Genomic DNA, 14,353 nt, shown 5'->3' with positions numbered 1-14,353 from the left:
CAGCAGCAGCGCGTCGCCATTGCACGAGCGATCGTCTCGGATCCGACGCTTTTGGTCTGCGACGAGCCCACGGGCGATCTCGACCGCCACTCGGCCGAGGAGGTGCTGACCCTCCTGCAACGGCTCAACCGCGAGTACGGCAAGACCATGATCATGGTGACCCACGATCCAAAAGCGGCCGAGTTTGCTCGACGGGTCCTTCATTTGGATAAGGGGATTCTGGTCGAGCAAGCTGAAATCGGAGCGTGAAGGATGGGTTTCGCTGCGCTCTACCCATCCTGCGCGCTGCTCCCGACCTCTGTCGGCAGGCGGCTGGTGGCTGGTGGCCGGAGGCTCCGCTCGCGATGAAATACCTCCCCCTCCTCTTCGCCGCACTCATGCGCAAGAAGACGCGCACACTGCTGACGCTGCTTTCCGTAGCGGCGGCCTTTGCGCTCTTCGGCATGCTGGACGCCGTGCGGGTGGCGTTCAACGCGCCTCAGAGCGTCATCGGGATCGATCGGCTCATCACCTCCTCGCGTCTCTCGCTGATTCAGCCCTTGCCCTATGCGGATCTGGCCCGAATCCAGTCGACGCCCGGCGTGAAGGCGGTGACCTACGCGAGCTGGTTCGGGGGCATCTATCAGGACCCGAAGAACTTCTTCCCGAACTTCCCGGTCGAGCCCGAAAGCTATCTCGACATGTATCCGGAGCTGGTTCTGCCCCAAGCGCAGCGCCAAGCCTTCATCAAGATGCGTACCGGGGCGATCGCCGGACGGGCGCTCGCGGATTTGCACGGATGGAAGGTCGGCGACAAGATCCCCTTGCGACCGACCATCTATCCGCACCGCGACGGCGGGGAAGTCTGGACCTTCGACCTCGTCGGCATCTTTGCCGCCGCCCGGCCGGAACTTCGCGGCTCCGAGAAGCAGCTGTTGTTTCACCACACCTACTTCGACGAAGGTCGCGAGATCGGACAAGGTACGGTCGGCTGGTACATCGTGCGGGTCGAGGACGCGTCGCAGGCCGACCGGATCGCGCAGGCGATCGACCGCCAGTTCGCCAATTCAGCCTTCGAAACACGCACCCAGAGCGAGCGCGAGTTCCAGCTCTCGTTCGCCAAGCAGATCGGCGACATCGGGCTCATCGTCACGGCGATCATGGCGGCGGTCTTCTTCACCCTGGTGCTGCTCACCGGCAACACTATGGCGCAATCCATCCGCGAGCGGATCCCCGAGCTGGCGGTGCTCAAGACACTCGGATTCGCCAACCGCGCGGTCCTTCTGCTTGTCATGGCCGAGGCGCTCGTCCTGCTGCTGCTCGGGGGGCTGATCGGGCTCATGCTCGCGGCTCTGGCCCTTCCGGTGATCGGCGAGGCCAGCTCCGGTCAGCTCGATGTCGCGATGCGTCCGGAGAGCTGGTGGCTGGGGGTCGGCTTGATGCTGGGCATCGGCATCCTGGTCGGACTGCCGCCCGCGCTCAAGGCGATGCGCCTGGGGATCGTCGATGCGTTGGCGGGCCGATGAGCGACCGACCGACGGCGTCGGGCGCTGCCCTGGCTCACCTGCGATCGGCGTTGCCCACGATCGCCGCGGGGGTCGCCATCGCGGCCTTCTTCGGGATCTGGATCCTGGCCCCGATGCTCGTCGTTGCGCTCGCGCTGGTGTTCGTCGCCTGGCTGGCGCTGATGCGAACCGGGCGGCAGGCGCTCGCGGTCGCCCGCGTCGGCTTGAGCACGGTACCCGAGCGCATCGGGGCGACCTCGGTCGTGGTGGTCGGTATCGCCGGGGTGGTCGGTGTTCTGGTCGCCTTGCAGGCGATGGCGGCGGGCTTCGAGGCGACGCTCACGGGTGCCGGCAGCAACGACACGGCGCTGGTGCTGCGCGCCGCGGCCAATGCCGAGCTCTCTTCGGCGCTGGATCGTCCCTCAACGACGCTGATCATCCAGGCACCGGGCATCAAGCGCGATGCGAACGACCGCCCCGTCGCATCGGCCGAGGTGGTGGTCGTCGCCAGTGTCCCGAAGCGAACGACGGGGACGGATGCGAATCTCGAGGTCCGCGGCGTCGGGCCGGCCGCTTGGGCGGTACGTCCGCAGGTTCGGATCGTCGAGGGGCGACCCTTCCGGCCGGGACTGCGCGAGCTGATCGTCGGACGGGGCGCACTGCAACAGTTCAGCGGACTCGAGATCGGCGACAGCATCGTCCTCAACAATCAGGACTGGCGCATCGTCGGCGTCTTCGCCTCCGGCGATACGCACGAGTCCGAAGTCTGGGGCGACGCCGAGTCCATCGCGGCGGCCTACCGGCGCAACGGCTTTCAGTCCGTCGCCGTGCGGTTGGTCGAACCGGCGGCAATCGAACGCCTGCGCGCGGCCTTGAGCGCCGACCCGCGCCTGCGGGTCGAGGTGCAGACCACGCGCGCCTATTACGGCAAACAGTCGGAGCGTCTCACTCGGGTGATCCGGGCGGTCGGCATCGGGGTCGCCGTCATGATGGCGCTCGGGGCGGTCTTCGGTGCGCTCAACACCATGTATGCGGCGGTCGCGAGCCGGGCGCGCGAGATCGCCACCTTGCGTGCGTTGGGCTTTACCGGACTGCCGGTCGTCGTTGCCGTCATGCTCGAGACCATGGCCTTGGCCTGTGTCGGCGGGATCCTCGGGGCCGGGATCGCCTGGGCCTTGTTTCACGGCTTTACGGTCTCGACCTTAGGATCCAACTTCAGTCAGGTGGTCTTCCAGTTCCAGGTCACCCCGGAGCTTCTGATTCGCGGCCTGCAGTGGGCGCTCGGCATCGGATTCATCGGGGGCATCTTCCCGGCGCTGCGTGCCGCCAGGCTTCCGGTGACGACGGCGTTGCGGGAGTCTTGAGCAACAGCGCCCGCGCATCGCGTTTCATTTGATCCTCCAGAGAGGGCAGACTAGACTCGGCGTCCGAGAATTCGGAGTCACGCGATCGCACGTGACCTGCAACAGGCACCCAAATACGCGGGGAAAGACGTCCGATGTCCCACACGCTCGTGCGCTATTCGAAGGTCGTCGAGATCGTCGGCGACCTGCTCAAGGTCCTGGTTCCGCCCCCGGTGTCCGAGCAAGGCCAACGTGTCGCGTTCGGCGACCTGGGATGGGTCGAGGATCCGAGCGGTTTCAAATCGATGGCGCGCGTCATCAGGCTCGAAGGCGAGCTGGTGTCGCTGCAGGTCTTCTCCGGGACCAAGGGGCTCTCCACGCAGGCGTCGGTCCGCTTCCTCGGTCATCCGATGCGCGTGACCTACTCGCCCAACGTCCTGGGTCGCGTCTTTCGCGGCGACGGCACCCCCTTCGATACCGGGCCCGGCCTCGCTCAAGATCCCAAGATCGAGATCGACGGCCCCTCGGCAAACCCGGCGCGACGCTCGCTCGCCTCCAAGATGGTGCGCACCGATGTCCCGATGATCGACATCTTCAACTCCTTGGTGGAGAGCCAGAAGATCCCGATCTTCTCGGTCGCAGGGGAGCCTTACAACGCTCTGCTGGCGCGTATCGGGATCCAGGCGGATGCCGACATTGTCGTCTTCGGCGGGCTCGGTCTCATCTTCGACGACTATCACTTTTTTCTGCGCCGCTTCGAGGACGCCGGCGTGTTCGCCCGGACCGTCATGTTCGTCAACCTCGCCTCCGACCCGGTGGTCGAGCGCCTGCTGGTTCCCGATATGGCCCTTGCGGTCGCGGAGCGGTTCGCGGTCGAGGAGGGCAAGCGTGTCCTCGTTCTGCTGAGCGACATGACCGCCTATGCCGACGCCATGAAGGAGGTGGGTATCGCGATGGAGGCCGTGCCGTCCAATCGCGGCTACATGGGCGATCTGTATTCGCAACTTGCACGACGTTACGAGAAGGCTGCCGACTTCAAGGACGGCGGCTCGCTCACCATCCTCACCGTGACCACGATGCCGGGAGGCGATGTCACCCACCCGGTGCCGGACAACACCGGCTACATCACGGAAGGTCAGTTTTATCTCCACGACGGCGTGCTCGACCCCTTCGGCTCGCTCTCGCGCCTGAAGCAGCACGTGGTCGGCAAGGTCACACGCGAGGACCACAGCCAGATCATGAACACCATGATCCGTTTCTACTCGGGCGCCCGCGATGCCGAGCAAAAGCAGGCAATGGCCTTCGATCTGTCCGAATTCGACATCCGCTTGATCAAGTTCGGGAACCTCTTCCGGAAGCGCTTCATGGATATCGATGTCAGCATCCCGCTGGAGAAGGGCTTGGATCTCTGCTGGCGGACCCTGGCCGAATGTTTCACTCGAGACGAGCTGCTGATGAAGGAGACCCTGATCGACAAGTATCTCCCGACGCTCGACGACGACGCGCCGATTCAAGCGGCGGCTTGACGCGGAGCAGACCATCGCATGTCACGCGTCAGTCTCAGCAAGTCCTCGCTGGCCAAGCAGAACCGTGCGCTGCAGACCTACGAGCGCTACCTGCCCTCGCTCGATCTGAAGCGCAAACAGATCATGACCGAGCGCGCCAAAGAGGTCCTGGCGCAAGGGGAGACCCGTCGCAAGATCGCGGTGCTGCGCAAGCAGGTGACGGAGAATCTACCCATGCTCGCCAATCGCGAGATCGACCTGTCCGGCCTGGTGCAGGTGCGCGGCGCACGCCTCGGCGAGGAAAATCTCCTCGGCACGCGCCTGCCCGTGCTCGAAGGGCTCGACCTCGTCAAGCGCGACTACGGCCTCTTGAGCAAACCCCACTGGGTGGACGTCTTGGTCGATGCACTCTCCGAGATGTTGACGCTCCAAGCCCAGCTGGCGCTGCACGATCGGCGTCTCGTCTTGCTCGATGAAGCAGTGCGCAAGGTGACGCAGCGGGTGAATCTGTTCGACAAGGTATTGATCCCGCGCACGCGCGAGAACATCAAGCGGATTCGCGTCCACCTCTCGGACAGCGAGCGCGCGGCGATCGTGCGCTCGAAGATCGCGAAGGGCAAACGACTCGGAGAGGCCTCGGCATGAGCATCCAACGTCTGACGCGCCTGACCCTGGCCGGTCTTGCCACGGACAAGGACGGCGTGCTCGAGCGGCTCCAGACGCTCGGCTGTCTGCATCTGATCCCGTTGCGTCCGGCGCCGAGGGAGCCCGAGAAGGAGCCGGCCAGCCACGCCGTCGAGGCGCTGCAGGCCCTGCGATACTTGCAGGACATGCGCGAGAAGCGTCGTCAGGTGCGTGACCCGGCGGGCTTCGATCTGCCCGGCACCATCGCCGCCGTCCTGGAGAATCAACAACGCCTGCGCGACGTGAGCGACCGCCGCGACGCCCTGGTCGAGCGCATCGCCGAGCTCGAGCCCTGGGGCGATTTCACCCTGCCGCCCGAGCAGGATCTGGCCGGGCGCAAGTTTTGGTTCTACATCGTGCCGCAGCGCCAGATGGCACAGCTCGCGACGCTCGAGCTGCCCTGGCAGGTGGTGCATCGCGACCACCGTCAATCCTGGGTCGTGGTGATCCACCCGGACGAGCCGCCCCGCGACGCCCTGCCGGTGCCGCGCACCCTGGCCGGGGCACTGAGTCTGACCGAGGTCCGCCGCCGTCTCGAAACGGCCGAGCTTGAGCTCGAAGAGATCCAGGCCGAGCACGTTGCCCTGACCCGCTGGATCTATCTCCTCTCGACACATCTCGCCCAAGCCGAGGACGAGGCCCAGCTTCGTCACGCACAGGCGCAGACGCGCGACGAGGAGTCGCTCTTTCTGGTGCAGGGCTGGGTGCCCGAGGACGCCGTCGCGCCGGTCCAGGCGTTCGCCGAGCACCGGGGCCTGGCACTCCTGATGGAAGAGCCCGGACCGCACGACGCACCGCCGACCCTGCTCGACAATCCCGGCCCCATCGCCGCCGGCCAGGACCTGGTGGCCTTCTACCAGATGCCGGCCTACGACGCCTGGGATCCCTCGCGCATGTTGTTCTTCTCCTTCGCGGCCTTCTTCGCGATGATCCTTTCGGATGCCGGCTATGCCGCCCTCCTAGGTGTCCTGCTGCTGGCCTATTGGCGCAAGATCGGCAGCAGCGCGCTCGGCGGACGTCTGCGCATCCTGGCCGCGGCGCTGGTCGGCACATCCGTGGTTTGGGGTGTCCTGGTCGGCAGCTATTTCGGTTTCGCACCCCGGCCGGACAGTCTGCCGGGACAGCTGCATCTGCTGGATATCAACGATTTCGAGGTCATGATGCGCCTGTCGGTCGGGATCGGTGTCGTCCACCTGATCCTCGCCAATCTCGAGATGGCGGGCGCCCAACGCGGCCGAGCCGCGGGACGTGTGGCGATCGGCTGGATCGCGGTGATGCTCGGCGGCTTTTCGCTCTGGATCGCGGGGGATGCCCATGCGCCCGCGTGGGTGATCCTCTCGGCTCAGATCCTGATGGGCCTCGGGCTCGCCGTGGTCCTGCTTCTGGGCAGCGATCGCCGTGTGGACGGTGTGAAGGCGCTGGCCCTGCGCGGCTTCGACGGCCTGAGCAACCTGGTGCGGGTCACACAGGTCTTCGGGGATGTGCTGTCCTATCTGCGGCTCTTCGCGCTCGGCCTGGCCTCCGCCTCGATGGCGATGACCTTCAACGGCCTGGCCCGCAATGTCGCGACCGAGCTACCCGGTCTGGGGCTGCTGCTCGCCATCCTCATCCTCTTGGCCGGTCACACGCTCAATCTGATGCTCGCGCTCATGAGCGGCGTGGTCCACGGGCTGCGCCTGAACTTCATCGAATTCTACAACTGGGCCCTGGCCGGCGAAGGCTACCCCTTCAAACCCTTTAAACGGACGGAGTTGCGCGAATGAACGAATTTGTGGTTGCGCTGGGCTGGGCCGGGCTCTTCTCCCCCATGGCCCTGGGTGCGATCGGCAGCGTCATCGGCTGCGCGGTGGCCGGACAGGCGGCGATCGGGGCGATGGTCGACACCGATTCCGGATACGGACGTTACATCGGTGTGTCGGTGATGCCCTCTTCGCAGGTCATTTACGGCATCGTCATCATGTTCAGCCTGCAGCGCGACGTCACGCCCGTGAGCGCGCCGGCGCTCTTCGGCATCGGTCTGCTCTCGGGTCTCGCGCTGCTCGTCTCGGCCATGCGTCAGGGTCAGGCCTGCGCCTCGGCGATTCATGCCAGCAAGACCAAGCCCGAGATCTTCGGTCTGTCGTTGGCGCCGGCTGCCATCGTCGAGGGCTTTGCGGTGTTCGCCTTCGTGTTCGCGCTGGTGTTGGCCGGCGGGATCCCCGGATGAGCCGCACCAGCAGCGAGGGGCGCGAGACCATGACGACAGAAGACAAGGGCGCACTCAAGGGCCTGGCATCCTCCGGCGTCGAGGCCCTGATCGAGCGACTGCGCGACGAGGGTGTCCAGGTCGGCCAGGCCGAGGCGCAGCGCATCGAGGCGGAGGCACGACGCGAGGCCGCCCGCATCGTTCGCGATGCCGAGAACCGGGCCAAGGCGATCCGTGAGGCGACCCAACAGGAGGTCGATGCGCTGCGCAAGGGCGGCGAAGAGGCGCTGCGGATCGCCATGCGCGACACCGTGCTGCGGCTCAAGGCCGACCTCGCCGATCGCTTCAGCGACGAGGTCAAACGCCTGATCGCCGCCAAGATCGAGCAGGAGGCATTCCTCGAGCGCTTGATCCTGGAGGTGGCCGCCAAGGCACGCGCGGAGGCCGGGGTCGACGCCGGACAGGAGGTCGAGATCCAATTGCCCAAGGCGTTGGTGAGCCCGGACGAGCTTCGCCGCAACCCACTGGAGCTGCGCGAAGGATCCTTGTCGCACTTCGTGCTCTCTTTGGCGGGCAACATCCTGGCCGAGGGCGTGACCTTCGGGGTCGCCGCCCGCGCCGAAGGCAAGGGCATCCGGCTCGCGCTCAAGGGCAAGGACGTGCACATCGACCTGACCGACGAGACGGTCGCGGCCACCCTGCTGGCGCACCTGCAGCCGCGCTTTCGGGCGATCCTCGAAGGCATGGTGAAGTAAGGAACCGAGGCGACCGTGGCGCACTCCGACCGTTACGCGATGCTCCTGAGCTCCCTGCCGTATCACGGCCCGCTCTTCGGTGCCAAGCAGACCCCCTTGTCGCGCATTCGGCTGAATCAGCGTCTCGCCTTGCTGGATCCGATCGAGGCGGACTGTCTGCGCCACGCCAGACGGCTGCTCGAATGGGCGCAACAAGAGCCCGACCGGACCGACCCCCAAGCCGTGGTGCGAGCCCAACAGGTCATCGACGGGATCACGAATCCCTTCATCCGCGACCTGGTGACCTGGCGCCTCGAGATGCGCACCCTGATTGCCGCCCTGCGGCGGCGGCACCGCGGCGAGTCCGCGCCGCGCGACCGCCGCTGGGGCTTCGGCCGCTGGGTGGGTCGAATCATGCAGCACTGGAACGAGCCCGCCTTCGGTCTCGAGCGTGCCTTTCCCTGGCTGCCGGAGGCTGAGCGCCTGCTCCGCCGCGGCGCCACCGTCGATCTCGAGCGCCTGCTGCTCGGGGCGGTCTGGAACTACTTGGAGAGCCGCAGCGACGGGCATTATCTCGATTTCGAGGCCGTCGTTATCTACGTGCTGCGCTGGGACATGATCGCGCGCTGGACGACGTACGACGGTGCTGACGCCGCGCGACGCTTCGAGGAACTGGTCGAGCAGGCGATGGCGGGGGTCGAGAAGAGTCTGCACCCGTCCGCCGCCGCACCCCGACTAGACGCGGTTTAACCCTGTCGACCGCTGGCCCGACGTCGGCGCCCTACTGGATCTATTCATGGCAAGACACACGACCCGAGGCAAGCCCAGGCACGAGGAACGGCCGCGTGCATCCGAAAGCGCCTCCCCGACACAGGACCTCGCCAAGATGCGCGACGACGACTCGACCGCACCGACGGCTTCGCCGCCGCCACCCGCGCAGGCCGATGCACTCGCCCGTGTCGTGGCGGTGCAGGAGAGCCTGGTGACCATCGAGGCCGGTTGGGAAAACGGGACACGTCGCTCACTGATGAAGAACGAGGTGGTCCTCATCCTGCCGGGGCGGGCCGCCGCCGACGGACGCCAGGAACGGCTCAAGGCCGAAGTCCTGCGGGTGCGTGGCTATACCGCAGACGTCCAGGTGTTCGAAGACACGCGCGGCATCACCATCGGCGACCCGGTCGAGCAGACCGGCGAGATGTTGTCGGTCGTCCTCGGCCCGGGCCTGCTCGGCCAGGTTTACGACGGTCTGCAAAGCCCGCTCGACAAGATCGCCATCGAGCACGGCATCTTTCTGCCGCGTGGCGTGGATCTCGATCCTCTGGATCGAGAGCGCAAATGGTCCTTCGTCCCCGTCGTCTCGCAAGGTGCGCGCTTGGGGGCCGGCGGCCTGCTCGGCACCGTCGCGGAAGGCCGCTTCACGCACAAGATCATGGTGCCGTTCGATCAGGTCGGCGAGGTCGAGGTCACCTGGATCCAGGAAGGGAGCGTGACGCTCGACACCCCGGTCGCGCGCATCCGCGATGCCCGGGGCGAGGAGCGCTCGGTCGACCTGACCCAGCGCTGGCCGGTGCGCCGCCCGCTGACCGAGCACATGCTGCGCGCACGCACGACCGAGCGGCTCTATCCGAACGAGCCAATGATCACGACGATGCGCACCATCGACACCTTCTTCCCGGTCGCGCGCGGCGGGACGGCCTGCATCCCCGGCCCCTTCGGCGCCGGCAAGACGGTGCTGCAGCATTCGCTGGCCAAGCATGCGGGGGTGGATATCGTTCTGGTCGTTGCCTGCGGCGAGCGTGCGGGCGAGGTCGTGGAAACCATCCAGGAATTCCCGCGCATCAAGGATCCGGCGACCGGCGGCTCTCTGATGGACCGCACCATCATCATCTGCAACACATCCTCCATGCCTGTGGCGGCGCGCGAGGCGTCGATCTACACCGGCATCACCCTCGGCGAGTATTACCGCCAGATGGGCTATCACGTCCTGCTGCTGGCGGACTCGACCTCCCGCTGGGCGCAGGCGATGCGCGAGACCTCGGGGCGTCTGGAAGAGATCCCGGGCGAGGAGGCCTTCCCGGCCTATTTGGAATCGGCGATCCGCAGCGTCTACGAGCGCGCCGGCCTGATCCGCAGCGCCGACGGCAGCTCGGGCAGCCTGACCATGATCGGCACCGTCTCCCCGGCCGGGGGCAACTTCGAAGAGCCCGTCACACAGGGAACACTCAGCACGGTCAAGAGCTTCCTCGGTCTCTCCTACGATCGTGCGTACCGGCGCTTCTACCCGGCGATCGATCCGTTGATCTCTTGGTCGCGCTACCTCGAGCAGTTGTCCGACTGGTACGCCCGCAACCTCGACCCGACCTGGATCGAGCGTGTCAAGGCCCTGAAGGATCTGCTGCTGCGCGGCGAGAGCGTCCAGCAGATGATGCAGGTCACGGGCGAAGAAGGCATCACGACGGAGGACTATGTCGTTTATCAAAAGGCGCTCTTCCTCGACATGGTCTTCCTCCAGCAGGACGCCTTCGATGACGTCGACGGCTCGGTCCCCATGGATCGCCAAAAGCTCACCTTCGATCGCGTCTGGGGCATTGTCGAGCAAGAGCGCAGCTTCGAGGACAAGGCCATGGTGCGACATCACTTCAACAAGCTGACGGGACTCTTCAAGAACTTCCACTACGCCGCACCCGAATCGCCGGATTACACGCGTCTGCTCGCCGAGATCGACGCGATGACGGCCTGAAGTTTCATTCACCACTCGCCACTTTCCCCCCAATGACACCTGAATTCTGGCTCGACCGTTGGCAGCATGGCGAAACCGGGTGGCACCTGCCCGAGATCAACGTGCATCTGCAGGAGTTCTGGCCCGATCTGGGCCTCGCGCCCGAGACCCTGGTCTTCGTCCCGCTCTGCGGCAAGACACTCGACCTTCTCTGGCTCGCCAGCCAGGGCCACAGTGTCGTCGGCGTGGAGATCAGCGAGCTCGGGGTTACGGAGTTCTTCGCCGAGAACGGGCTTAAACCCCGCGTGACGGAGACGCCGCCGTTTCGCACCTATGCGGTCGACGAGCTGAGGGTACTCGTCGGCGACTACTTCGACCTCACATCCGCGCATCTGGAGGGCGTCGGTGCCGTCTTCGACCGCGCCTCGCTGATCGCTCTCCCCCCGCAGATGCGTCCCGCCTACGCCGAGCACTTCAAAACCATCGTGCCCGCGACCGCAAAGAGCCTCCTGATCACGCTCGACTATGATCAAACCGAGATGTCCGGTCCGCCCTTCTCGGTCGGTCGCGACGAGGTCCAAGCGCGTTTCGGGGACCGCTACGGCATCGAGCCGCTGGCGAGTTTCGACGTGATCGACGAATCACCGGGATTTCGCCGACGCGGACTCAGCGCGCTCGCCGAGCACGTCTGGAAGCTCGAGCCGCAGCCCTGACAGGTCGCATGATGACCCTTTCAGCCCAGTTGTCGAGACGCCCGAGGCACCTCGGTGCAGACTGAGCCGGCCGCCGGTTTGACGCGGATGCGGGATCCGGACGCTCGCGACAAGGTCGTCTTTTCGGTCAGGAACCTCACCAAGATCTATGTCATGGGCGAGGTCGAGATCCAAGCCCTGCGCGGCGTCGATATCGAGCTCTATGCCGGCGAGCTGGTCGTCATGCTCGGGGCATCGGGATCGGGCAAATCCACCCTGCTGAATATCCTCGGTGGGCTCGACCGCGCGTCCGGAGGCGAGGTCCGCTATCTGGACCAGGACCTGACAGGCGCCGACGACAAGGCCCTGACCGCTTTCCGGCGCAGATATGTCGGCTTCGTCTTCCAGTTCTACAACCTCATTCCGAGCCTGACCGCGAAGGAGAACGTCGCGCTGGTGACGGAGATCGCCGCCCATCCGATGCGGCCGGAGGAGGCGCTCGAACTCGTCGGCCTCAAGGATCGCATCGGCCATTTTCCGGCGCAGCTCTCGGGCGGTGAACAGCAGCGTGTGGCCATCGCTCGTGCCATTGCCAAGCGGCCGGACATTTTGCTCTGCGACGAGCCGACCGGCGCACTCGATGTGGCCACTGGCCGGCTGGTACTCGATGTGTTGGCGCAAGCGAACACCACACTTGGCACGGTCACCGTCGTTATTACCCACAATGCAGCCATCGCCGCCATGGCAGATCGCGTCATCTTCCTCGGCAGCGGCCGCATTACCGCCATCACACGGAATGCAACACGACTCTCGGCCGCAGCGCTTTCCTGGTGAAACCTCCCTCATCTCTGCAGCGCAAGCTCCTGCGCGACCTGTGGCGGTTACGCTCTCAGGCGGTGGCGATTGCCGCCGTGGCCATGTGCGGCATTGCCAGTCTGGTGACCATGCGGGGTGCTTATGAAGCTTTGCTGATGGCCCGGCATACGTACTATCAGCAGTACCGCTTTGCCGATATTTTTGCCAGTCTGCGTCGCGCGCCTGTGGGCATGACCTCGGCCATACGTCGTATCGAGGGCGTCGCCGAGGTACAGGCACGCGTCGTTTTCGAGGCCCCGCTCGACGTACCCGGACTCAGCGAGCCCGCCACCGGGCGACTGGTTTCGCTGCGACCCTCAAACCAAAACGATCTCAATCGCGTTTACCTGCGCGCAGGCCGACTGCCTGATCAGGGCAATCGTCATGAAATTCTCGTCAGTGAAGCTTTTGCGCTAGCCAACAGCTTGCAAACAGGCGCTGTTCTGCACGCCATCGTTAATGGCCGACGGGAAAGACTGACGGTGACGGGCATCGCGATTTCACCCGAGTACATTAGTGAAATGCGCGGCACCGGATTCCCGGATTACCGGCGCTTCGGTGTCTTGTGGATGGATCAGGCAGCACTCAGTGGCTTACTGGACATGCGCGATGGCTTCAATGACGTCGTGATGACGCTAGCACCTGGCGCTAGCGAGGCTGATGTCATTCATCGTTTGGACGGACTGCTTGAGCCCTTTGGTGGCTTGGGTGCCGTTGGCCGCGACGATCAGCTCTCGCATCAGTTCATCAGTAATGAACTAGCCCAGACCAGGGTCAGTGCGACGGTCATTCCGGCCATTTTTCTGAGCGTCGCTGCATTTCTGGTGCATAACGTGTTGTCGCGGCTAACCGCGCTGCAGCGCATGCAGATCGGCTTGCTCAAGAGTTTTGGTTACAGCAATGCAGCGATCGCCCGCCACTACCTGCAGTTTGCCCTGCTGACCGTGGTAGCGGGCAGTGCCGCCGGCATTGCGCTGGGCAGCTGGCTGGGTGCGGGACTGGCGCAACTCTATGCGCGCTTTTTTCATTTTCCGAGCCTGTCGTTCTCTTTGTCACCGTCGCTTATTCTGGTGGCGCTGGCCCTGAGCCTGATGGCCGCTCTGCTAGGTGCGGGCCTTGCGGTGCACCGTGTGTTGCGCCTGAAACCTGCCGAGGCCATGCGCTCGGAATCACCCTTGCGTTACCGACAAAGCAATCTGGAAAAGTCCGGGCTGTGGCGGCTGATGCCCCTGGCGCTGCGTATGGTGCTGCGCAATCTCTTGCGAACGCCCTTGAAAACTTCGCTGACGATCCTCGGTCTGTCAATGTCTGCGGCGCTGGTCATCACCGGGCTTTTCTCATTCGATGCACTTAACGAAGTCATCCGTTTTCAGTATCGCGTTCTGCAGCGGGAAGATCTGAGCGTCACATTCAACGACGAGTATTCAATCGATGCCGTCCAAAGTCTTGCACGGTTACCCGGCGTGGTGCGCTCCGAAGCTTTTCTGTCAGCCCCAGCCACGATCCGTTTTCGGCATCGGCACAAAAGAACCATCATCACGGGTCTTGAACGACAACGACAACTACGACTGACCGTTGATGATCATGAGCGCTCGATAGAACTTCCCGGCGAAGGCTTGGTGTCTTCACGCATGTTGGCCGATCTTTTGCAAATCAGGGTCGGCGATGTGGTGGAAATCCAGTTTCTGACCGGACGACGTCAGCAGCTTGAGCTACCCGTGGCCATGGTGCTTGAGGAACCCATCGGTGCCTTTGCCTATATGGATTTGCAAGCATTATCGCGACTGCTGCAAAAAACACCGACAGCCAATGGCGCCTGGCTTGCGCTGGATGCGCTGCAGGCCGATGAATTTTTCCGGAAGATCAAGTCATTGCCGGCACTGTCCGGTACCAGTCTGCGCGAAGCCACCATTCAGAGTTTTCTGGCAACCGTCGGAGAAAACATTCGCATCAATAACAGCGTCCTTATTGCTTTCGCCTGCGTCATTGCAGCAGGCATTATTTACAACTCAGCCCGTCTCTCGCTCTCCGAGCATGCCACCGAGCTGGCCAGCCTGCGCATTCTTGGCTTCACTCGCGCAGAAATTACGGTCTTGCTGCTGACCGAGCAATGTCTGCTGACCGTTGTCAGCATTCCGCTGGGCTGTCTGAT

13 protein-coding genes are annotated in these 14,353 nt (G+C 64.6%); all 13 read left to right on the top strand.

Annotation, left to right across the window (positions count from 1 at the left end):
• Positions 1-249 (top strand): ATP-binding cassette domain-containing protein (locus tag B4N44_RS05535; protein ID WP_296697731.1); only part of this gene is annotated, 249 nt, incomplete at its 5' end.
• Positions 250-344: 95 nt separating this feature from the next.
• Positions 345-1,505: an ABC transporter permease gene (locus B4N44_RS05530; protein ID WP_296697726.1), complete on the top strand. Its 1,161-nt coding sequence runs from the start codon at positions 345-347 to the stop codon at positions 1,503-1,505.
• Positions 1,502-2,848, top strand: coding sequence for an ABC transporter permease (locus tag B4N44_RS05525; protein WP_296697724.1), 1,347 nt, complete (start codon positions 1,502-1,504; stop codon positions 2,846-2,848). The genes B4N44_RS05530 and B4N44_RS05525 overlap by 4 nt, the downstream gene beginning before the upstream one ends.
• A gap of 134 nt (positions 2,849-2,982) precedes the next feature.
• Positions 2,983-4,353: a V-type ATP synthase subunit B gene (locus B4N44_RS05520; RefSeq protein WP_296697721.1), complete on the top strand. Its 1,371-nt coding sequence runs from the start codon at positions 2,983-2,985 to the stop codon at positions 4,351-4,353.
• Between the two features lie 18 nt (positions 4,354-4,371).
• Complete coding sequence (locus tag B4N44_RS05515) at positions 4,372-4,977, top strand: V-type ATP synthase subunit D (RefSeq protein ID WP_296697718.1); 606 nt, start codon at positions 4,372-4,374, stop codon at positions 4,975-4,977.
• Positions 4,974-6,779: a V-type ATP synthase subunit I gene (locus B4N44_RS05510; RefSeq protein ID WP_296697716.1), complete on the top strand. Its 1,806-nt coding sequence runs from the start codon at positions 4,974-4,976 to the stop codon at positions 6,777-6,779. The genes B4N44_RS05515 and B4N44_RS05510 overlap by 4 nt, the downstream gene beginning before the upstream one ends.
• Positions 6,776-7,222, top strand: a complete 447-nt coding sequence (locus B4N44_RS05505) for an ATP synthase subunit C (RefSeq protein ID WP_296697713.1) — start codon at positions 6,776-6,778, stop codon at positions 7,220-7,222. Before B4N44_RS05510 ends, B4N44_RS05505 begins: the two co-directional genes overlap by 4 nt.
• Positions 7,219-7,956, top strand: coding sequence for a hypothetical protein (locus tag B4N44_RS05500; RefSeq protein ID WP_296697710.1), 738 nt, complete (start codon positions 7,219-7,221; stop codon positions 7,954-7,956). The genes B4N44_RS05505 and B4N44_RS05500 overlap by 4 nt, the downstream gene beginning before the upstream one ends.
• A gap of 15 nt (positions 7,957-7,971) precedes the next feature.
• Positions 7,972-8,685, top strand: a complete 714-nt coding sequence (locus B4N44_RS05495) for a DUF2764 family protein (protein WP_296697706.1) — start codon at positions 7,972-7,974, stop codon at positions 8,683-8,685.
• Positions 8,686-8,821: 136 nt separating this feature from the next.
• On the top strand, positions 8,822-10,675 hold the full coding sequence (locus B4N44_RS05490; RefSeq protein WP_296697845.1) for a V-type ATP synthase subunit A: 1,854 nt from the start codon (positions 8,822-8,824) through the stop codon (positions 10,673-10,675).
• Between the two features lie 32 nt (positions 10,676-10,707).
• Positions 10,708-11,367, top strand: coding sequence for a thiopurine S-methyltransferase (locus tag B4N44_RS05485; protein ID WP_296697705.1), 660 nt, complete (start codon positions 10,708-10,710; stop codon positions 11,365-11,367).
• 87 nt (positions 11,368-11,454) lie between these two features.
• A complete protein-coding gene (locus tag B4N44_RS05480) occupies positions 11,455-12,180 on the top strand; it encodes an ABC transporter ATP-binding protein (protein ID WP_296697842.1) in 726 nt (241 codons plus the stop codon).
• A partial coding sequence (locus B4N44_RS05475) for an ABC transporter permease (protein ID WP_296697702.1) occupies positions 12,177-14,353 on the top strand: 2,177 nt, incomplete at its 3' end. The genes B4N44_RS05480 and B4N44_RS05475, both read left to right, overlap by 4 nt.

It is taken from the genome of Thiocapsa sp. UBA6158, assembly GCF_002423035.1.
GTDB lineage: Bacteria > Pseudomonadota > Gammaproteobacteria > Chromatiales > Chromatiaceae > Thiocapsa.
The sequence above is the reverse complement of the archived record's forward strand: the minus strand, read 5'-3'. Positions and strand labels throughout refer to the sequence as shown.

Bases quoted from the DNA above. Each gene is read 5' to 3' on its own strand.
- B4N44_RS05530 (WP_296697726.1), top strand. From the start codon at position 345: ATGAAATACCTCCCCCTCCTCTTCGCCGCACTCATGCGCAAGAAGACG.
- B4N44_RS05525 (WP_296697724.1), top strand. From the start codon at position 1,502: ATGAGCGACCGACCGACGGCGTCGGGCGCTGCCCTGGCTCACCTGCGA.
- B4N44_RS05520 (WP_296697721.1), top strand. From the start codon at position 2,983: ATGTCCCACACGCTCGTGCGCTATTCGAAGGTCGTCGAGATCGTCGGC.
- B4N44_RS05515 (WP_296697718.1), top strand. From the start codon at position 4,372: ATGTCACGCGTCAGTCTCAGCAAGTCCTCGCTGGCCAAGCAGAACCGT.
- B4N44_RS05510 (WP_296697716.1), top strand. From the start codon at position 4,974: ATGAGCATCCAACGTCTGACGCGCCTGACCCTGGCCGGTCTTGCCACG.
- B4N44_RS05505 (WP_296697713.1), top strand. From the start codon at position 6,776: ATGAACGAATTTGTGGTTGCGCTGGGCTGGGCCGGGCTCTTCTCCCCC.
- B4N44_RS05500 (WP_296697710.1), top strand. From the start codon at position 7,219: ATGAGCCGCACCAGCAGCGAGGGGCGCGAGACCATGACGACAGAAGAC.
- B4N44_RS05490 (WP_296697845.1), top strand. From the start codon at position 8,822: ATGCGCGACGACGACTCGACCGCACCGACGGCTTCGCCGCCGCCACCC.
- B4N44_RS05485 (WP_296697705.1), top strand. From the start codon at position 10,708: ATGACACCTGAATTCTGGCTCGACCGTTGGCAGCATGGCGAAACCGGG.
- B4N44_RS05480 (WP_296697842.1), top strand. From the start codon at position 11,455: ATGCGGGATCCGGACGCTCGCGACAAGGTCGTCTTTTCGGTCAGGAAC.